General features: G+C 71.6%; 18 protein-coding genes and 2 pseudogenes. 9 read left to right on the top strand and 11 right to left on the bottom strand.

The genetic code is table 11. The features are described 5' to 3' along the window. The first annotated feature begins 67 nt into the window (after nucleotides 1–67). The 4 genes from SACE_RS10920 (at nucleotide 68) to SACE_RS10905 (ending at nucleotide 3,785) form a co-directional block, all read left to right on the top strand. On the top strand, nucleotides 68–277 hold the full coding sequence (locus SACE_RS10920) for a hypothetical protein (RefSeq protein ID WP_009945890.1): 210 nt from the start codon (nucleotides 68–70) through the stop codon (nucleotides 275–277). A 275-nt stretch (nucleotides 278–552) separates the two neighbouring features. Then, a complete protein-coding gene (locus SACE_RS10915) occupies nucleotides 553–1,455 on the top strand; it encodes a PAC2 family protein (protein ID WP_009945927.1) in 903 nt (300 codons plus the stop codon). A 405-nt stretch (nucleotides 1,456–1,860) separates the two neighbouring features. After that, nucleotides 1,861–2,973, top strand: coding sequence for a chitinase (locus tag SACE_RS10910; RefSeq protein WP_011873607.1), 1,113 nt, complete (start codon nucleotides 1,861–1,863; stop codon nucleotides 2,971–2,973). Between the two features lie 89 nt (nucleotides 2,974–3,062). Then, nucleotides 3,063–3,785 (top strand): ASCH domain-containing protein, encoded by a 723-nt coding sequence (locus SACE_RS10905; RefSeq protein ID WP_009945932.1) that lies wholly within the window; start codon nucleotides 3,063–3,065, stop codon nucleotides 3,783–3,785. 19 nt (nucleotides 3,786–3,804) lie between these two features. Here SACE_RS10905 and SACE_RS10900 read toward each other — a convergent pair whose 3' ends face one another. From SACE_RS10900 to SACE_RS10890, 3 genes are all read right to left on the bottom strand, one after another. Further along, nucleotides 3,805–5,682 (bottom strand): C69 family dipeptidase, encoded by a 1,878-nt coding sequence (locus tag SACE_RS10900; protein ID WP_011873606.1) that lies wholly within the window; start codon nucleotides 5,680–5,682, stop codon nucleotides 3,805–3,807. Between the two features lie 117 nt (nucleotides 5,683–5,799). Beyond that, a complete protein-coding gene (locus SACE_RS10895; RefSeq protein ID WP_009945936.1) occupies nucleotides 5,800–6,897 on the bottom strand; it encodes an MFS transporter in 1,098 nt (365 codons plus the stop codon). Beyond that, on the bottom strand, nucleotides 6,885–7,220 hold the full coding sequence (locus tag SACE_RS10890) for an MFS transporter (protein WP_231849971.1): 336 nt from the start codon (nucleotides 7,218–7,220) through the stop codon (nucleotides 6,885–6,887). The genes SACE_RS10895 and SACE_RS10890 overlap by 13 nt, the downstream gene beginning before the upstream one ends. A 78-nt stretch (nucleotides 7,221–7,298) precedes the next feature. Between SACE_RS10890 and SACE_RS10885 the strand changes: the two genes are divergently transcribed. Then, the gene (locus SACE_RS10885; protein WP_009945938.1) at nucleotides 7,299–7,823 is read left to right on the top strand and encodes a winged helix-turn-helix transcriptional regulator; all 525 of its coding nucleotides are present in this window, start codon (nucleotides 7,299–7,301) and stop codon (nucleotides 7,821–7,823) included. A gap of 166 nt (nucleotides 7,824–7,989) precedes the next feature. On the opposite strand, the gene mshC is transcribed toward SACE_RS10885, so the two are convergent. Next, nucleotides 7,990–9,228 (bottom strand): cysteine--1-D-myo-inosityl 2-amino-2-deoxy-alpha-D-glucopyranoside ligase, encoded by a 1,239-nt coding sequence (gene mshC / locus SACE_RS10880; RefSeq protein WP_011873605.1) that lies wholly within the window; start codon nucleotides 9,226–9,228, stop codon nucleotides 7,990–7,992. A 406-nt stretch (nucleotides 9,229–9,634) separates the two neighbouring features. Here mshC and SACE_RS10875 point away from each other — a divergent pair, with 406 nt between their 5' ends. Genes SACE_RS10875 through SACE_RS10865 form a run of 3 tightly spaced genes read left to right on the top strand, consistent with a single transcriptional unit; the run spans nucleotide 9,635 to nucleotide 12,468 of the window. Then, entirely contained in the window at nucleotides 9,635–10,654 is a 1,020-nt protein-coding gene (locus SACE_RS10875; protein ID WP_011873604.1) for a quaternary amine ABC transporter ATP-binding protein, read from the top strand. After that, complete coding sequence (locus tag SACE_RS10870; RefSeq protein WP_009945943.1) at nucleotides 10,647–11,534, top strand: ABC transporter permease; 888 nt, start codon at nucleotides 10,647–10,649, stop codon at nucleotides 11,532–11,534. The genes SACE_RS10875 and SACE_RS10870 overlap by 8 nt, the downstream gene beginning before the upstream one ends. Nucleotides 11,535–11,577: 43 nt before the next feature. Next, a complete protein-coding gene (locus SACE_RS10865; RefSeq protein ID WP_037304389.1) occupies nucleotides 11,578–12,468 on the top strand; it encodes a glycine betaine ABC transporter substrate-binding protein in 891 nt (296 codons plus the stop codon). Here the strand turns inward: SACE_RS10865 and SACE_RS10860 are convergent. From SACE_RS10860 to SACE_RS10850, 3 genes are read right to left on the bottom strand one after another with little or no spacing between them, the layout of a single operon-like run. Further along, on the bottom strand, nucleotides 12,443–12,976 hold the full coding sequence (locus SACE_RS10860; RefSeq protein ID WP_009945945.1) for a nitroreductase family protein: 534 nt from the start codon (nucleotides 12,974–12,976) through the stop codon (nucleotides 12,443–12,445). The genes SACE_RS10865 and SACE_RS10860 overlap by 26 nt on opposite strands. Next, the gene (locus SACE_RS10855; RefSeq protein ID WP_009945946.1) at nucleotides 12,973–13,257 is read right to left on the bottom strand and encodes a DUF397 domain-containing protein; all 285 of its coding nucleotides are present in this window, start codon (nucleotides 13,255–13,257) and stop codon (nucleotides 12,973–12,975) included. Before SACE_RS10855 ends, SACE_RS10860 begins: the two co-directional genes overlap by 4 nt. Nucleotides 13,258–13,273: 16 nt before the next feature. Then, complete coding sequence (locus SACE_RS10850; protein WP_009945947.1) at nucleotides 13,274–14,119, bottom strand: helix-turn-helix domain-containing protein; 846 nt, start codon at nucleotides 14,117–14,119, stop codon at nucleotides 13,274–13,276. 144 nt (nucleotides 14,120–14,263) lie between these two features. Between SACE_RS10850 and SACE_RS10845 the strand changes: the two genes are divergently transcribed. After that, complete coding sequence (locus SACE_RS10845) at nucleotides 14,264–14,551, top strand: hypothetical protein (RefSeq protein ID WP_011873603.1); 288 nt, start codon at nucleotides 14,264–14,266, stop codon at nucleotides 14,549–14,551. A 330-nt stretch (nucleotides 14,552–14,881) separates the two neighbouring features. On the opposite strand, the pseudogene SACE_RS39915 reads toward SACE_RS10845, so the two are convergent. From SACE_RS39915 to SACE_RS10830, 4 genes and pseudogenes are all read right to left on the bottom strand, one after another. After that, nucleotides 14,882–15,187, bottom strand: a pseudogene (locus tag SACE_RS39915) (aldo/keto reductase); the annotation flags it as partial. Next, nucleotides 15,090–15,344 (bottom strand): annotated as a pseudogene (locus SACE_RS39910) (aldo/keto reductase); the annotation flags it as partial. The pseudogenes SACE_RS39915 and SACE_RS39910, both read right to left, overlap by 98 nt. Before the next feature lie 148 nt (nucleotides 15,345–15,492). Next, on the bottom strand, nucleotides 15,493–17,451 hold the full coding sequence (locus tag SACE_RS10835) for a vWA domain-containing protein (RefSeq protein ID WP_009945948.1): 1,959 nt from the start codon (nucleotides 17,449–17,451) through the stop codon (nucleotides 15,493–15,495). Continuing rightward, complete coding sequence (locus tag SACE_RS10830; RefSeq protein WP_372491176.1) at nucleotides 17,448–18,845, bottom strand: ATP-binding protein; 1,398 nt, start codon at nucleotides 18,843–18,845, stop codon at nucleotides 17,448–17,450. Before SACE_RS10830 ends, SACE_RS10835 begins: the two co-directional genes overlap by 4 nt. Nucleotides 18,846–19,001 lie beyond the last annotated feature (156 nt).

The following is a 19,001-nucleotide window of genomic DNA, read 5'->3' as shown; positions in this document are numbered from 1 at the left end:
CGCGACGCGTGCCGAGCCGGACGGACGGGGTCGCGGCGGGCTCGCACCGGTGTAGGAGACTGTGGGTGTGGACGAGGAGCGCGATCGGGCCGACATCGCTGGCGTGCCCAGCGCGGTGTGTTTCACCTGCGGTGGTTTCCGCAAGGTCAGCGAGCCGCGGATCTACCTCATCCAGGCCACCGCGGACATGTGGACCGGCATGACCATGGGCGAGTGGCGCACCTGCCCGCAGTGCACGGGCGAGGGGCAGCTGCCCGGTGTGCGGCCCCCGCTGTGACGGGAACGCGGTTGCCCCGCAGCGGAACACCGGCGTTCCACAGTGGAGGCGGACGGCGCCGCTGTCCGATGTGGACGTCTTCGCGCGAGCGCGCTCACCACCCGGCGCCGAGGCGACCGCAACGCGCGTTCACCCGCGAGCAATTCCGAACAAATCGCACAAAAGGCAACAAAAGTGGACATAATTCGCCAGCCGGGGCCGTCCGCGGGTCCCGCGGCACGCCTGGTTCGCCGACGTCGGAAGCTCTCGTCCGCCCTCCGTCGTAGGCTGACGCAGTGACCGATCGCGACCCCACCCCCGCAGAAGACTCGCGCGAACAGCCCGAGCTGACCGACCCGATCGTGGTGGCGGCCTTCGAAGGCTGGAACGACGCAGGCGACGCCGCCAGTTCCGCGATCGAACACCTCCAGCTCACCTGGGACGCGACACCGCTGTCGGAGATCGACCCGGACCCCTACTACGACTTCCAGGTCTCGCGCCCGACGGTGAAGCTGGTGGACGGCATCACCAGGAAGATCACCTGGCCCACGACCCGGCTGTCGGTGTGCCGCCCTCCGGGCTCCGGGCGCGACATCGTGCTGGTCCACGGCATCGAACCGAACATGCGCTGGCGCGCCTTCTGCTCCGAGCTGGTCGACCAGGTCGAGCGGATCGGGGCGAGCACCGTGGTGTCCCTCGGGGCGCTGCTCGCCGACTCGCCGCACACGCGCCCGGTGCCGGTGACCGGCGCGGCCTACGACTCGGCGTCGGCCACCCGCTACGGGCTGGAGCAGTCCAAGTACGAGGGTCCGACCGGCATCGTCGGGATCTTCCAGGACGCGTGCGTGCAGGCCGGGATCCCGGCCATCTCGTTCTGGGCCGCCGTGCCGCACTACGTGTCGCAGCCGCCGTCGCCGAAGGCGACCCTGGCGCTGCTGCACCGCGTCGAGGAGGCGCTGGACCTCGAGGTCCCGCTCGGGGCACTGCCGGAGCAGGCCGAGGAGTGGGAGACCACGGTCAGCGAGATGGCCGAGGAGGACGAGGACGTCCGCAACTACGTCCGGGCGCTGGAGGAGCGCGGCGACGCCGAGGTGACGCTCACCGAGACCAGCGGCGACGCCATCGCCGCGGAGTTCGAGCGCTACCTGCGCCGCCGCGGGCCCGGCGGGAAGGGCCCGAAGGGCCCCGGCCCCGGCTGACCACGACCAACGACCCGCGCAAACCGCGACAGCGAGGCGCCGCCGTGCGAGCACGGCGGCGCTTTGCGTTCCCGGGGGCGGCTTGTGCCTCCGGGGGCGCGCTCGGCTGAGCTTGCGGGGGCCGCCCCCGAGCCGCGGGCGGCGCCCGCCCTGGGGCGTGGGGGCGCCACCCCTGGGCGTGGGCGGCGCCGGCCCTGAGGCGTGGGCGGTGCCACCCCTGGGACGTGGGCGGCGCCGGGCCTGGGACGCGGACAGCGCACGCGGCCTACTGGCGGCCTGCGATGCGCCACCCGGCCGCGAAATTGGACCGGACCATTGACACCGATGCGGTGGTCCAGTCCACTTGTGCGGTCCGAGATCGTCCGCTCCTCGTCGCCGCGGGCCGCCCGCGGATCGGAGGAAGGCATGTCGCGCCCACTCGTAGTCGCCGCCGCCCTAGGTGCCGCCCTGCTCACCCTCGCTCCCGCCGCGCCGGCCGCACCGCCGCCGGAGGCCGCGGCCACCCGGGACGTGCCCGCGCACGCGCTCGTCGGGTACCTGCACACCAGCTTCGCCAACGGCTCCGGCTACGTGCGCATCGCCGACGCGCCGCCGGAGTGGGACGTCATCGACCTCGCCTTCGCCGAGCCCACCTCGCCCACGTCCGGGCAGCTCGAGTTCTCGCTGTGCCCGGTCGCGGAGTGCCCGGACGTCGAGACCGAGCAGGAGTTCATCGCCGGTATCCGGCAGAAGCGGTCCGAGGGCAAGAAGGTCGTGCTGTCGGTCGGCGGCGCCAACGGGCAGGTCCGGCTGGAGACCGCGGCCGCCCGGGACGCCTTCGTGGCCTCGGCGAGCGCGATCATCGACCGCTACGGGCTCGACGGGCTGGACATCGACTTCGAGGGCCACTCCCTCGAGCTCGCCCCCGGCGACACCGACGTGCGCAACCCGAAGACCCCGGTGATCGTGAACCTGATCGACGCCCTGCGCGCCCTGACCGGCAAGTACGGCGAGTCGTTCGTGCTGACCATGGCGCCGGAGACCTTCTTCGTGCAGGTCGGCTACCAGCACTACGGCGGCGGCACGGGCGCCGACCCGCGCGCCGGGGCGTACCTGCCGGTCATCGAGGCGATGCGCGGCGAGCTGGACCTGCTGCACGTGCAGAACTACAACTCCGGCCCGGTGATGGGGCTCGACGGCCATTACCACACGATGGGCAGCGCCGACTTCCACGTGGCGATGATCGACATGCTGCTCACCGGTTTCCCGCTGGCGGGCGATCCCGCCGACACCTTCGCGCCGCTGGCGCCTGAGCAGGTCGCGATCGGCCTGCCCGCGGCCAACCCGGCGGGCAACGGGTTCACCCCGGTGCCCGAGGTGCACAAAGCGCTGGACTGCCTGCGCGCGGGGACCGGCTGCGGCCCGTACCGTCCGCACGGCACCTATCCGGGGCTGCGCGGGCTGATGCCGTGGTCGATCAACTGGGACGTCTACCACGGCAACGAGTTCGCCCGCAGCCACGACGACCACACCGGCTGACCGGCGACGACACTCCACTTCGGACAGTGTCGCGGTCGCGCCGAAAACCCGGGTGCCGGGCCGCCGCCGTTGGTCTAGCGTGGCCGACCGTGCTGAGCGAACGAGACTGGAACCTGGTCCGGCACGCGACCGGACTCGCCGAGTCCCTGGGCGAGCACGACGACCACACGGTGGTCTCGGCCGCCTACGACGAGACCGGCGAGATCGTCACGGGTGTCAACGCCTACCACTTCACCGGTGGTCCGTGCGCGGAGCTGGTGCTGCTCGGCCGGGCGGCCGAACGCGCGGTGCCGGTGCGGGTGGAGACGATCGTGGCTGTCATGAAGGGCAACGGCGCGGTGATCTCGCCGTGCGGCCGGTGCAGGCAGGTGCTGTTCGACTACCACCAGGAGACCCGGGTCGTCGTGCACGGCCCGAACGGCCTGGAGTCGGTCGGCATCCGCGAACTGCTACCGCACGCCTTCGACTGGCACGCCTACGAACCGGGCGGCCCCGGCCCCGCGCTCCACATGCATCCCGCCTATCTCGACGCGGTCCGCGCCGGCACCAAGACCACCACGGTCCGGGTGCACGACCCGGTGTCGCCGGGGCCGGTGCGGCTGGTCTTCGACCACGGCGACGGAACCTCGACGCGGATCGACGCCGTGGTCACCGAGGTGCGGGCGGCCTCGCTGCGGGAACTCACCGACGAGGACGCCCGCAGGGACGGCTTCGACGACCGGCAGGCGCTCCTGGAGGCGCTGGAGTTCCACTACCCCGGCATCGCGCCGGCGACCCAGGTCGACGTCGTGCACTTCGAAACGACGCGCTGACCCGGGCCGGGCGGTGGCACTACGCCTTGCGGCGGAACAGCAACATCACGCCCGCACCCACAAGAAGCCCGACGAGCGCCGCGACACCGACCGGCAGCCACGGGAACTCCGGTGCGCGCGCCGACGCGGCCCGGTAGTCCGGAACCGCCGCCGGATCACCGACCTGACCCTTGCGGTCCACTGTGGAACCCTCGGCCCAGCCGCGGCCCAGGTCGCAGTGCACCCGGTCGCGGGCGGCGACCGCGTCGGCGGGCAGGGCCATGCTGAGGCTCCGCCCGTCGGCGGTCACCCCCGGTGGCACCGCGACCTTGGGCTCGCGGATGCCGAACTCCTCCTTGGTGCGCCGCTCGACGTCGTCGACGAGGTACTCGGTCAGGTCGAGGCCATCCATAGCCCGTTCACCGCTCCACCGCGTGAGCAGCTCCCGGGCGCGCTCGTCGTCACCGGCCCGGTAGGCGTCGGCGGCCTGCCTCTCGACGTCGCCGATCTCGGCGAGCATGCCCGCCTCGAAACCCTCGAGGGCCCGCGTGACCCCGCTGAGGAAGAACTCCGGGCGGTCGCAGGTATAGTACATCAGCCGCTTGGACGCATAGGTCGCCGAACGGGTCGCCTCCTGGGCGGCGTACTCGGGGTTGAGGTACTCCGCCGCCGCACCGGAGGTGAGGTAGCGGTGCTGGCTGTACTCCGGCGGGACGGTGGTCGCTCCGATGTGGAACGGGATGTAGGGCGCGGTGACCGCGGCGGTGTTGGCCACCCACAGCGTCGCCAGGTCCGGGTGCGGCAGGTCCGGGCGCAGCTCGGCGACCTGCCCGTAGCCGGAGCGGTCGTCGGACCAGCGGGGGTCCCGGACCATCCGCTGCATGTCCACGAGGGACACCCTGCCGAGCTGCCGGAGCTCGTCCTCCAGGGTCGGCGGGTGCCGCCACGGGGCTTCGTCGGTGGGCGCGGACTTGCCCGGGTGGCCGGGGAACGGCGTGCCGTAGACCCGCTGGATGTTGAACGGCTCCCCCGAAGCGGGGTTCCACCAACCCTGCTGGACGGCGAAGTCGACCAGGTTCGGCGAGCCCGTGAAGTCGGGGTTGCCGCGGAAGTCGCCGATGTAGCCCGGGTAGGACACCCGGACGTCGTCGGGGCCGAGCCGCTGGGCGGCCCAGAGCCCCTTGCCGCCGGCGAACTCGATGAAGACCCAGCCCTCGTTCTCGTCGGCGAACAGGTGCGAGTTGCCGCCGTAGGTGGTGTAGCCGTGCCTGTTGATCAGGTCGCCGAGGATCTCGACGGCCTCGCGCGCGGTGTGCGCGCGTTCCATCGCGATCCGGGACAGGTCGCTGTAGCTCGGCCCGGTCTGCCCGGGCGGGGTCATCGCGACCAGCTCGGGACGGGAGTCCGACCACACGTCGCGGGCGGCGACCTGGTGCTCGTTGAGGCCGCCGTTGGTCAGCGGCGCGGGGAAACCGGCGAACTCCGAGTAGTTGGAGGTGATGTACTTGGCGGTCTCGGGCACCTGCGGGATCTGGGTGAGCTGACCGGGCAGGTCGGCCTCCGGCGTCGCGCCGACCGTGATGGTGGCGCCCGCGGGGTGGTGCTGCCTCGGCACGATCTCCAGCCAGTGGCTCGACGGCTCGTGGCCGAAGCCGCCGATCAGCGTCGCACCGCTCTCGGTGCGGTTCCTGCCGACGTAGAAGGCGATGCTCTTGTCCGGCATCCGGCGTGGTTCGGCGCCAGCGGCGGGCGCAGGCGGCGACGCACTCCCGGCGGGCGCCGCGGACGTCGCACTCCCGGCGGGTGCCGGGGGCGATGGCTCCGCGCTCCCCGCGGCGCTCGGCACCAGCACCGCCAGCACGCTCGTCGTCAGCACCAGAGCGCTCCAGCGCCGCAGTCCCGCCGCGTAGCGCCGCATGGGCACCTCCTCCTGGACCAGGCCGGCCGTACCCCGTGCGCGTACAACCTCGTCCTGCGTCTTGATCGCCTCGGACTTTTGTAGACGAGACGGGTGCGCGGATCCAAGCCCCGGCTCTCACCTGGTGGGCGCCGGCACACCGGGTCGCGCCTCTGTGGACGGTCGCGCGGGAGCGGGCCGGTCGGCCGGCAGCAGGGCCGTCACGACCGCACCGGCCAGTGCGATTGCGGCGGCGACGACCAGGGCGAAGTCGGCGCCCTCGGCCGGGGACCGCCCGGCGGAGACGACCGCGACGAGCACCGCGACCCCGAGCGACGAGCCCACGTAGCGGGCCGTGTTGTTGGCCCCCGATCCCATGCCGGCGCGCTCACCAGGAACGGTCGCCACTGCCTGGCCCGCCAGCGTCGAATTGAGCACGCCGCTGCTCACGCCCGCGATCAGCAGTCCCGGAACCATCCGCGGCCACGAGCCGGCCTCGATCGCACCCAGCATCGCCAGCTCGCCGACCGCCGCGAGCACCAGACCCCACACCAGCCTGCGGCGCGGCGGCCACGGCGGCACCAGCAGCGCCGCCACGAACGACGTGCCCGCCCAGATGCCGAACACCGCGGCGCCCTGGACCGGCGACAGGTGCAGCGCCTGCTGCGCGATGGCGGGCAGATAGCTCATCAGGCCGATCACCGACAGCCCGCTGACCAGTGCACCGATGCTCGCGGCAAGGAAACCCGGGCGCCGCAGCAGCCCGAGCTCGACCATCGGTTCCCGGCTCCTGGCCTCGACCACGGCGAAGGCCGCCAGCACGACGACCGCGAACCCCGCCAGCCCCAGGACCGCCGGACGCAGCCAGCCTTCGCGGCCCAGCGTCAGGGAGGCGACCAGCGCCCCCACTCCCCCGGTCAGCGTGAGCACGCCCGGCAGGTCCACCCGCCGCGGCCGGTCCGCACGGCTCTCGGGCAGCAGCACCCAGGCCGCCGCGCCCAGCGCTCCGGTCGCCACGGCCACCGCGACGTAGAACGCGCGCCACCCGCCCGCCTCGGCGAACGACGCCGCCACCAGCGGGCCGAGCGCGATGCCCAGCCCGAGCATCGAGCCCCACGTCGCCGTCGCCCGCGCCCTGCGCCGATCCGCCGGGAACGCCTGGGCGAGAAGTCCGAGCCCTCCCGCGATCAGCGCCGCGCTGGCGCCGCCCTGGACCAGCCGCCCTACGACGAACACCCACGTCGTCCACGCGGCGGCGCAGACCAGCGAGGAGGCCGACAGCGCCAGGGCGCCAGGACGAAGACCCGCTTGCGGCCGTGGTTGTCGGCCAGGCTCCCGGCGGTCAGCAGCAGCGCGGCCAGCCCGAGGGCGATGCCGTTGAGGATCCAGGTCTGCCCGCCCAGCCCGGCGCCGAGCCCCGCGGCGACCTCGGCCAGCACCGTCATCGGCGCCGTGTAGTTCATCAGCGCCAGCAGCGTCGCGACACAGGTCACCACCAGCGTCACGAGCGCCCGGCCGCCGGCCGGTTCCAACGCCTGCGCGTCCATGCCCTCTCCCAAGGTTCAATGGTTGAACTCGCGCGTTGGACGCTAGCACGGTTAGTTCGTTGAATGAACCCAGGGCGGTAGGATCGGGACATGCCACTGGCCAAGAACTACGAGGGGCAGGACTGCTCCATGGCCCGCGCGCTGGAGCAGGTCGGCGAGCGCTGGACGCTGCTGGTGGTCCGCGACGCGTTCTACGGCGTGCGCCGCTACCGGGACTTCCTCGCCCACCTCGACGTGCCGAGGGCGGTGCTGTCCGAGCGGCTGCGGACGCTGGTGGACATCGGCGTCCTGGAGAAGCGGCGCTACCAGGACTCCCCGCCGCGGGACGAGTACCTGCTCACCGCCATGGGCGTGGAGCTGTGGCCGGTCGTCTACGCGCTGTCGCAGTGGGGTGAGCGGCACTTCTCGGCCGCCGGCCCGCGCCGGATCTTCTCCCACTCCCACTGCGGGACCCGGCTCGACACCGCGGGCGCGTGCCCGGAGTGCGGGCAGGTGGTGCGGGCCGGCGATATCGAGGTCCGCCCCGGCCCGGGGGCCGACCCGACGTGGCGCGACGACCCGGTGAGCAGGGCGCTGCGCCAACCCCACCGGCTGCTGGAGCCGGTGCTCGCCTGAGGCCCACGTCCTCCTGAGGTCCACGGCCTGCGGGGGCCTGCACGTTCGGGGCGAACACCACCGAGCGGCACCAGCACCAAGGCACTCACAAGCGCCGACGCCCTCCGCGCATGGAACGGCCCCGCGCTCCGGGAGGAACGCGGGGCCGCGGGACCGGGCCTGTCCGTCAGAGCTGCACACCCAGGAGGCCGTCGACGGCGTCGCGGATGGCGGCAGGCGCCTCGGCGTCACCTCCGCGGCGGCACAGCGCCTCGTCCACCCAGGCGTCGACGGCCAGCAGCGCGCGCTCGGTGTCGAGGTCGTCGGACAGCCGGTCCCGCAGCCGCTCGACGACCGGCTCCGCCGAGGGACCGGCCTCGAGCGCCACAGCCTCGCGCCACCGGGCCAGCCGCGCGCTGCCCTTGGTCAGCGCGTCGGCGGTCCACGAGCGGTCGCTGCGGTAGTGGCCGTCCAGGAGCGCGAGCCGGATCGCCATCGGGTCGACCCGGTCGCCGCGCAGGCGGGAGACGAACACCAGGTTGCCCTTGGACTTCGACATCTTCTCGCCGTCCAGGCCGATCATGCCCGCGTGGCAATAGTGCCGGGCGAACGGGTGGTCGCCCGCCAGCGCCTCGGCGTGCGCGGCGCTGAACTCGTGGTGCGGGAAGGCGAGGTCGGAGCCGCCGCCCTGGACGTCGAAGCCCATGCCGAGGCGGTTGAGCGCGATGACCGAGCACTCCAGGTGCCAGCCCGGCCGCCCGGGCCCCAGCTCGGACTCCCAGGACGGCTCGCCATCGCGCGCCATCCGCCACAGCAGCGCGTCCAGCGGGTGCTCCTTGCCCTTGCGGTCGGGGTCCCCGCCGCGCTCGGCGGACAGGTCCAGCATCGTCGCCTCGTCGTAGTTCGACTCGTAGCCGAAGCGCCCGGTGGCCGAGTGCCGGAAGTAGACGTCGGGGTACTCGTCGTCGTCGACCCGGTAGGCCGCGCCGGAGGCCAGCAGCTTGCCGACCGCCTCCTCGATCTCCGGGATCGACTCGACCGCACCGATGAAGTCGGTGGGCGGCACCACCCGCAGGGCCTCCATGTCCTCGCGGAACAGGGCGGTCTCGCGCATCGCGAGCACGACCCAGTCCTCGTTGTCCCGGTTCGCCCGCTCCAGGAGGGGGTCGTCGATGTCGGTGACGTTCTGCACGTAGTGCACGTCGTGGCCGTTGTCCAGCCAGATCCGGTGCACGAGGTCGAACGCCAGGTAGGTGGCGGCGTGACCGAGGTGGGTCGCGTCGTAGGGGGTGATGCCGCAGACGTACATCCGGGCCGTGCGACCCGCCGTGACGGGGCGGACCTCACCGGCGGCGGTGTCGAAGAGGCGCAGGGGGCGAGCTGTGCCAGGCACCTTGGGCACTGGGACCGACGACCAGGGTTGCATGCACCCGACCTTATCTGTCGGCCCCGGCCGGATGCCCCCGCCGGAACCATCGTGCGTATCACAGAGTGGGACGCACGTGTGCTCCGAACAGGTGGTCGTCGTGCTCGCCGCCCCGGCGGCCCGTGCGAGGAGAACGCTTTCGCCGATCATCCCTCCAATCGCCATTCTTTTGCAGATCTCATTTCCGTTCGATTTCACCGGAATACGGTCCGCGGAAGTTCCGAGTATGCCGGAGCGCCACCTGGTCGTACGATCGAACAGCGCACATCCACCGCGTCTCCTCATGCCGGGGTGAGGCGACGATGGAAAGCCGAACTCCCATTGGCAGCGGAGGCGATCGGTGACATCGGTACGCGTGGAACAGGTGTTCAAGGTATTCGGCCCGCAGCCCGCCGAAGTGGTCCGCATGCTGCGGGAAGGCGCAGGCCAGGACGAGGTCCGCGCGGCGGGTGCGACCCCGGCCGTGGTCGACGCGTCGTTCTGCGTGCACGACGGCGAGACGTTCGTGGTGATGGGCCTTTCCGGATCCGGCAAATCGACGTTGATCCGGATGGTCAACGGTCTTCTCACGCCCACTTCCGGCCGCATCCACGTCGACGAGGAAGAGATCACCGCGATGTCCGCGAAAGCTCTGCGGACCATGCGGCAGCGAACCATGAGCATGGTTTTCCAGCATTTCGCGCTCTTCCCGCACCGGACCGTGCTCGACAACGCCGGCTACGGGCTGCGCGTCCGGGGCACCGGGCGCGACGAGATCCGCACCCGGGCGCTCGAGGCGCTGTCACTGGTCGGCCTGGAGGGCTGGGAGCAGCGCTACCCGCAGCAGCTCTCCGGCGGCATGCGCCAGCGGGTCGGGCTGGCCAGGGCGCTGGCGGCGGGCACCGACGTGCTGCTGATGGACGAGGCGTTCAGCGCGCTCGACCCGCTGATCAAGCGGGAGATGCAGGACCAGCTCGTCGACCTGCAGGCGCGTCTGGGCAAGACGATCATCTTCATCACCCACGACCTCAACGAGGCGATGCGGCTGGGCGACCGGATCGCGGTGATGCGCGCCGGGCGCATCGTGCAGATCGGCACCTCGGAGCAGATCCTCGACGAGCCCGCCGACGACTACGTCGCCAAGTTCATCCGCGACGTCGACCGCAGCCGGGTCCTGACCGCGGCCGACGTGGTCCGGACGACCGGCGGCGACGGCAGCGGGGACCGGGGCGACCTCGACGAGGCACTGGCGAGCCTGCGGCAACGGCACGTCGTGGGCGATCCGGTCGTCGCCACCACACCCATGCACGAGCTGTTCCCGCTGATGAGCGGCGAGGGCACCGTGCTGCCGGTGATCGACGGGCAGCGGCGGCTGCTCGGCGTGGTCACCGCCGACGCCCTGTTCGAGGCGCTCAACCCCGCGGCGAGGAGGCACCGAGATGACTGAGCCGACCGCGGCCCAACTGCCCCGCGTACCGCTCGGGGAGTGGTTCCAGGACCTGGTGAACTGGCTGCAGGACAACATCGGCCCGGTGTTCGACTTCATCGACCTCGCCGTGCGGTCGGCGGTGTCCGGGCTGACCGCGCTGCTGACGTGGCCGCCGGAGCTGGTGATGCTGGCGATCTTCACCGCGCTGGCGCTGTGGCTGCGCGGATGGCGATTCGCGCTGTTCACGCTGGTCGGCTTCGGCCTGGTGATCAGCATGCGGGAGTTCCCGCCGGCGATGCAGACCCTGGCGCTGGTGCTGGTCGCCAGCATCATCGCGGTGGTCATCGCGATCCCGGTGGGCATCCTGGCCGCGCGGCACCGGCGGGTGTCGCTGGTGGTGCGGCCGGTGCTGGACCTCATGCAGACGATGCCGGCGTTCGTCTACCTGATCCCGGTCATCTTCTTCTTCAACATCGGGTCGGTGCCCGGCGTGGTGGCCACGGTGATCTTCGCGCTGCCGCCGGGCGTGCGGCTGACGGAGCTGGGCATCCGGCAGGTCGACGCCGAGGTGGTCGAGGCCGGCGAGGCGTTCGGGGCGCCGCCGAGCCGGATCCTCACCGGCATCCAGCTCCCGCTGGCGATGCCGTCGATCATGGCCGGGGTCAACCAGGTGATCATGCTCTCGCTGTCGATGGTGGTCATCGCGGGCATGGTCGGCGCGGAGGGCCTGGGCACCGAGGTCTACACCGCGGTGACCCGGGTGCAGCTCGGCGCGGGCTTCGAGGCCGGCGTCGCCGTTGTGATCCTCGCGGTCTACCTGGACCGCGTCACCGCCGTCCTGTCCGATCGCGCCCCGGTCGCTCGTGCGGCCCGCAGGGCCGCCCCCGCGGGCGCGTGACCCGTCCGCGGCCCGAAGCACAGAAAGGCGCAACGCCATGTTGATGAGAACACGAGCACACAGGCTCACCGCCCTGCTCGCCGCGCTGTGCGCGCTGGTGCTGGTGGCCGCCGGGTGCGGCGGACGCCAGGCCGAGACCGGCCAGGAGGCCAAGCGGATCACCATCGGCTACATCGCTTGGGACGAGGACATCGCGGTCACCAACCTGTTCAAGGTGCTGCTGGAGGAGCAGGGCTACCAGGTGACGACCACGGAGCTGGAGGCCGGACCGGTCTACGCGGGGCTGGCCCAGGGCAACATCGACCTGTTCCTCGACGCCTGGCTGCCCGAGACCCACTCCGACTACTGGAAGCAGTACAGCGGGCAGATCGAGGACCTCGGAGTCTGGTACGACCAGGCCACGCTGAACATCGCGGTGCCCAACTACCTGACCGACATCAACTCCATCGCCGACCTCAAGGGCCGCTCGGGGCAGTTCGGCGGGGTGATCACCGGCATCGACCCGGGTGCGGGGCTGAGCAGGATCACCAAGAACAACGCCATCCCGCAGTACCAGCTCGACTACACGCTGCAGACGTCGTCGACCACCGCGATGCTAGCGTCGCTGGAGAAGGCGATCAACGAGCATAAGCCGATCGTGGTGACCCTCTGGCACCCGCACTGGGCCTACGCGCGCTACCCGATCAAGGACCTGCAGGACCCGCTGGGTGCGATGGGCCAGGCCGAGGAGATCCACTCGGTCGGACGCGCGGGGTTCAGCCAGGACTTCCCGCAGGTCACCGAGATGGTCAAGAAGTTCAGGCTCGACGACCAGACCCTGTCGTCGCTGGAGAACGCCGTCAACAGCGCCCCCAAGGGCCAGGAGGCGGCGGCCGCCCGCAAGTGGGCCGACGAGAACCCGCAGGTGATCAGCGCCTTCGCGCCGGGTCAGTGACGTCGCGGGTCCACAGCGACGTCAGCGGGAGGCGGCCGGTCCGGATCGCGGAGGTTCCGCTCGGCCTGGGCGCGGGATGGCCGAGGGCGATGCCGGTGCGCACCTGCCACGGCGGGGCGAACCCGGCCAGTGCGGTGACCCGCTCGGCGTTGTCCTCGGGGAAGAAGGTGACCGGGCACGAGCCGAGGCCGAGCCGCTGGGCGGCGAGCATGGCGGTCTGCGCGACCCGGCCGCCGTCGAACTCCGCGTCGGCGCCGCTGCGGTCCAGGGCCAGCAGCACCACGACGGGCGCGGTGCGCACGTGCAGGGCGTAGGCACCACACGTGCTCAGCTCCTCGCGCGTCGCCGCGTCCCGGACGGTGTGGAAGCGCCACGGCTGCCGGTTGCGAGCCGAACCCGTCCAGCGCGCGGTGTCGAGGATGCGGCGCAGGTCCTCGTCGGAGACCTCGGCGTCGGTGAACCAGCGCGTGGCGCGCAGCGAGCGCAGCTCGCGCAGCGGATCGCTCATGCCGCGTCGAACCGCCCGGCCTTCAGGTCGGACACGAACCGGCCCCATCGCGGCGCGGGGAACCAGAGCGCCGGGCCCGCGGGGTCCTTGGAGTCCCGCGCCCCGACGGCGGAGCCGCCGACGGCGATCTCGACGCAGTCCGAACCGTTGCTGCTGTAGCTGGATTTCTCCCAAGCCACATCCGGCGCCGCGAGCGCGAACGCCACCTCGACGCACTCTCCGTTGTTGGCGCTGTAGCTGGACTTTCTCCACACATGGGCGTCGACGTTCGGGGCGGACACGGCGTGCCTCCGGCTACTACTCGGCCATCAGCGCCTTCACCAGCGCTACGGATTCAGCCGGCTCCAGCGCGACGTGCTGCAGATTCTCCGCCGCCAGTGTATAGGTCCGAACGTCATCCGGGTCCTGTACGTATACGGCTCCGTCGAGCTGCTCGGTGTACGCGATCGGCCGCGCCTCGTCGAAGTGCAGCACCACGAACTGGCCGGTGCCTCCCGCGTCGTGCGGCCCGCACTCCGGCCGCAGCACCTGCAACGTGATGTTGGGCTGGTCAGCGAGTTCGAGCAGTCTCTCGTATTGGGCGAACCGCATCTCGGGCGTACCGACCGCGAGACGCAGGGCCGCCTCACCGACGACGGCGTGCAGCCGCAACGGATCTGGATCGTTGAGCCGTCTCGCGCGTGCAAGCCGGAAGGACACGAAGCGTTCGTTGTGGTTCTGCCGCACGAAATCCGTAGCCGCGGTCAACGCATGGGCGTACTCCTCCGTCTGCATCAGACCGGGCAGAACCATCGGCTGGTACACGAACTCCGACTCGGCGAGCCCTTCGAGTCCCACGAAGGTCTTCAGCCAGTCCGGTACGACGTGCGCCCACGGCGCCCACCACGACTTCGAGTCCGATCTGCCGCTCAGCGAGGACAGGCGGTCGACGGTGCGCTCATCGGTCCCGCACGCGCGCAGCACGTTGGCGATGTCGTCCGGATTCTGCTGGTACCGGCCCATCTCCATGTGCCCGAGCTTCGGTTTGGTGATCCCGGTCGCCTCCGACAGCTCGGCGAGCGTCAGCCCCGCCTGTCGCCGGTACGCGGCCAGCTCCACGCCGATCAGCCAGCGCAGCGCGGACGGGTCGTTCCGTCCTGCCATCAGGACACCTCCTCGGTCTCGGCCATCACGAATGGTTCCAGGGACGGACACGGACGGTCACACCAGCCTATTGAGCGATACCGGAACCGATACGTATCGCGCTAGCTTTGGCGATGCACTGACCGATTCAGCTAGGAGGTTCCAATGTCCGGAGACGTCGCCGACTGGACGCCCAGGCCCGACGAGTTCGCCGTGCTGGAGTCGCAGATCCGTTGCGCGCCAAGGTTGTTCGCGCTATGCGAGCTGGAACGCGACGACGCCGAGGGCGAGGGCGAGGTCCTCGCGGGCGAGGTGTTCGCGTGGGGGTTGTCGTTCGACGACCGCGCTGAGGTCGTCGCGCTGGACGGGCGCAACAGGGGCGCCTTCCGCTCCGCCGACCGCGCGGCGCGGTTCTTCTCCCGCTGCGCCGACGTACGGCTGGTCTGGCCCTAGCGGTATGACGGCGTGCCCTGTGCCAGGTCGGGAATTTGGTCGAGGCGTTCGCGGTGGGCCCGGGTCAGCTGGAGTCGTTCCGCGGCGAGGTTCTCCTCCAAGTAATCGACCCGAGCGGTCCCGGGGTCGGGAGGATGACCGGCGAGTGGTCGAGGAGCCAGGCGAGCGCGACCTGCGTCGGCGTGGCTTCGAACTCGGCCGCCACTGCGGCGACCCCGGCCCTCGTGCCGGATTCCCCCCAGGCGACAGGACGCCACGGCAGGAACGCGATCCCGCCTCCTCGCAGGCCGCGAGCACCGGCTCGTGCTCGCGGTCGAGCAGGTTGTAGCGGTTCTGCACGCTCGCGAGGTCGACGATCTCCCCCGCTTGGCGGAGTTCGTCGACGGTGACCTCGGACAGGCCGATCCTGCCGATCTTGCCTTCGGCCTGGAGGTGCCGCAGCGCGCCGAGCTGGTCGGCCAGCGATGTCTCGGGGGTCGACGCGGTGCAACTGGAGCAGTTCGAGACGCTCGACGCGCAGTCGCCGCAGTGCCTGTTCCACCTGGTCACACAGGACGACCGGCCGCCCGTCGAGCCTCCACTCGCCTGAAGGCCCCGATCGCGCGACCCCGACCTTGGTGGTGACGAGCAGCCCATCCGGATAGGGATGCAGGGCCTCGGCGAGGAGTTCTTCGTCCGCTCCCCCGCCGTACATGTGCGCGGTGTCGATGAGCGTGACACCCAGTTCGACGGCCCGCCGGGCAACCGCGAGAGATGTCTCGCGGGCTGCGCCCGCCTCGATGGGCAACTGCATGGCTCCGAATCCGAGCCGCCGCACCTCCAGGTCCCCACAGATGCGGAAAGTTGTCGATGTCGTGCGCTTTCGCGCTCCCCTCAGTCGACGGCTGAGGCTAGTAGCGCGATCGGCCACGAACCAGGAGCAACCGGTCCCCCGCGGAGAGCTAGCGGCGGCGTTTGCTGCGCAGGTAGTCGCCGACGACGGCGGCGCCGAGGCCGTCAGGGGTCGGAGCCACCACGCGACCCCCGCCCCGGCGGGCGACGATGTCCACGAACGCCTCCAGCCTCGGGTCGTCGCCGAGCATGAAGACGCTCAGCGACGCGCCCAGCCTGCTCAGCGAGTCCACTTCGGACAACGTCGCCGACAGGGTGCGCGGCGTGGGCGGGTACTGGAAAACGGCCTCGCCGTCGGGTTCCAGGTGCGCGGTGGGTTCGCCGTCGGTCACCACGAGCACCACCGGCTGCGCGTCGGGGTTCCGGCGCAGGTGCCGACCCGCCAGCAGCAAGGCGTGGTGCAGGTTGGTGCCCTGCTCCCAGGTTCCTTCCAGCGCCGCCAGCTCACCGACATCCACAGTGGACGCGTAGCGCCCGAACGTCACCAGTCGCAACGCATCCGAGCGGTAGCGGGTGGCGACGAGGTGGTGCAGCGCGAGCGCCGTCCGCTTCATCGGCACCCAGCGCCCGTCCTGCACCATCGACCACGACGTGTCCACGCACAGCGCGACCGCCGCCCGCGAGCGCTGCTCGGTCTCGGCCACCTCGAGGTCGGCGATGTCCAGCATCGGCGACGACGGGCCTTCGGCCGCGCGGCGCAGCACTGCATTGCGCACCGTCCGGCCGGAGTCCCACGGCTCGGAGTCGCCGAACTCCCACGGGCGCGTCGTCCCGGTCGGCTCCCCCGCCGCACCGGCCCGGTCGGTGTCGCGTTCGCCTCGTCGCGACCGAAGGCTGGAGATCACCGACCGCAGCGCGGTTTCCCCGAGCCTGCGCATCGCGCGCGGGGTCAGGCGCAGGCTGCCGTCGGAGGCGCGCTCCAGCATCCCGTGCTGCCGCAACTGCCGCTCGATCTCCGACAGCCGTTGCGCGTCCACGACGGCCTGCGGCCCCAGTTGGCGTTCCAGCGCCTCCAGGTCGATGTCCTCCAGACGCGCGCCCGGATAGGACTGGCCGAGCTGTTCGGCGAGCCGGTCCAGCTCACCCAGTTCGGCCATCGCGGCGGTGGCCTCGCCGAGCCCCAGCGGCTCGTCACCCCGGAACCTGGCCCGGCCGGACCAGTTCTCCCCGGGGCGAAGACCGCGGAGCTGGGCGTCCATCCGCTGCAACGCCTGTCCGATGCGCGGATCTCCGAAGGCCTGCTGCGAGAGCTGCGCGAGTTCGGCGCGCTGCTGCTCGCTCATCGAGTTCAGCATCCGTTGCGCGGCGGCCGAACGCGCCGCGAGCGCGTCGATCAGCTCGTCGACGTTGCGCGGCTGCTCGGGGAAGAAATCGCCGTGCTCGGCCATGAACCGCTCGAACTGCTCGCGGGTGTCGTCACCGCGGGCGTGCGCGGCGAGCAGGTCGTTGAGGTCGTCGAGCATCCGGCGGACGCGCTCGACGTACTCCGGCGTGGTCTGCTCCAGCGCCTGCTTCATGCCCTGCAAGCGCTGTTCGAGGATTTCGCTTCCGAGCAGGTTTCGGATCTCCTCGAACGTCTCGCGCGCGTCCTGCGAACGCCAGTCGTACTGCGACAGCTCCGAAACCGCGCCGGCGGTGTCGGGCGGCAGCGCGTCCATCTGCATCTCGCGGAAGCGCGCGTCCTCGCTCCGTTCGGTCGAAAGCGCCTGGCGCTCCTGGGAAACCGCGCGGTCGAGCAGCCTGCGGACCTCGTTGAGCGTGCCGTCGAGGTTGTGCCTGCGCTGCAACTCGCTGCGGCGCTGCCACAGGCACCGCGTCAGCTCGTCCAGTCCGCTGGTCTCGCGCGTTCCGGTGCGCAGCAGCTCTTCCAGCGCCGAGCGGGGCGACGCGCCCTCCATCACCTCGCGGCCGATCGCGTCGAGCGCGGAACGCAGGTCCACCGGCGGTTCCAGCGGATCGGCGCCCCCGTGCCAGGCGCGGTAGCTGTAGCGGCGAGGCGGACGGCTCATCGCCCGTACACCGACCTGTCGTCCTCGACGTCCTTGCTCAGCCGCTTGGACAGGTACAGCGACTCCAGCGCGAGCTCGACGGCGCTGGCGATGCGGCCCGGCGGGTCGCCGGCGCGCACGTCCAGGCGCTCGGCGACCTGGTGCAGGACCGGCAGCTCCGGCAGCGCGGTGAGCACGTCGCGGGCCGCGATCCGCTCCCCGGTGGCGACCTGGTGGCCGTCGACGACGGTGTCGGCCAGCGACTGCAGGTCGAGCCCGGCGAACGCGGAGCGCGCGGTGTCGGCCACCGAGCGGCGCAGCAGGTAGCCGAGCAGTTCGTCCTCCCGGCCCTCCTCGCCGGCCTCGAACTCGATCTTGCCGCGCAGCACCGCGGGCACGGCGTCGAGGTCCACCGGCCGCGCCACCGCGGGCTCCTCACCGATGAGCGCGCTGCGGTGCACGGCTGCGGCGGAGACGGTCTCGGCGGCGGCGATGGCGAAGCGGGCCGAGACGCCGGATCGCTGGTCGACCGCCGGGGACTCCCGCAGGTGACCGACGAAGCGCGCCAGCACCTCCAGCAGGTGGTCGCCGACCTCGGCCTCGAGCACCGCCTCCTGGCGGACCAGCGAGATCTCGTCTTCCAGGTCCAGCGGGTAGTGGGTGCGGATCTCGGCGCCGAAGCGGTCCTTCAGCGGTGTGATGATGCGTCCGCGGTTGGTGTAGTCCTCGGGGTTTGCGGTGGCCACGAGCAGCACGTCCAGCGGCAACCGCAGGCTGTAGCCGCGGATCTGGATGTCGCGCTCCTCCATCACGTTCAGCAGCGCGACCTGGATGCGCTCGGCCAGGTCGGGCAGCTCGTTGATGGTGACGATGCCGCGGTGCGCGCGGGGAACGAGTCCGAAGTGGATGGTCTCCGGGTCGCCCAGCGACCGGCCTTCGGCGACCTTGACCGGGTCGACGTCACCGATGAGGTCGCCGACCGCGGTGTCCGGTGTGGCCAGCTTCTCGGAGTAGCGCTCGCTGCGGTGGCGCCACGCCACCGGCAGGTCGTCGCCCTCCTCGGCCGCGCGCCGCAGCGACACCGGCGTGATCGGCTCCAGCGGGTGCTCGTCCAGCTCGGAGCCCTCGATCACCGGGGCCCATTCGTCGAGCAGCTCGGTGAGGCCGCGCAGCAGCCGGGTCTTGCCCTGCCCGCGCTCGCCGAGCAGCACCACGTCGTGGCCGGCGATCAGGGCGCGTTCCAGCTGCGGCAGCACGGTCTGGTCGAACCCGACGATTCCGGGCCAGACCGTGCGCCCCGAGCGCAGCGCGGTCAGCAGGTTGCCGCGCACCTCCGCCTTGACGCTGCGCGGGAGGTGGCCGCTGGAGCGCAGCTCCCCCGCGGTTCGCGGGAGGCCCGGGGGTGGGGTCGGGATGCTCGTCACCCACCCGACGCTACCTCTCCGAGCGCGCGGACGCCGCCGTCGGCGAAAGGATTTCGGGACGGCGGAAGCGGTCCGGCAACGCTGCGCGACCAGCGGCGGAACGATCGCGACAGTGCGTAGTGGACGTCGAGCCGTGGGCGGGGCAGG

Source organism: Saccharopolyspora erythraea NRRL 2338 (assembly GCF_000062885.1).
GTDB classification, from domain to species: Bacteria; Actinomycetota; Actinomycetes; order Mycobacteriales; family Pseudonocardiaceae; genus Saccharopolyspora_D; species Saccharopolyspora_D erythraea.
This window is presented reverse-complemented; position numbering and strand designations above follow the sequence as displayed.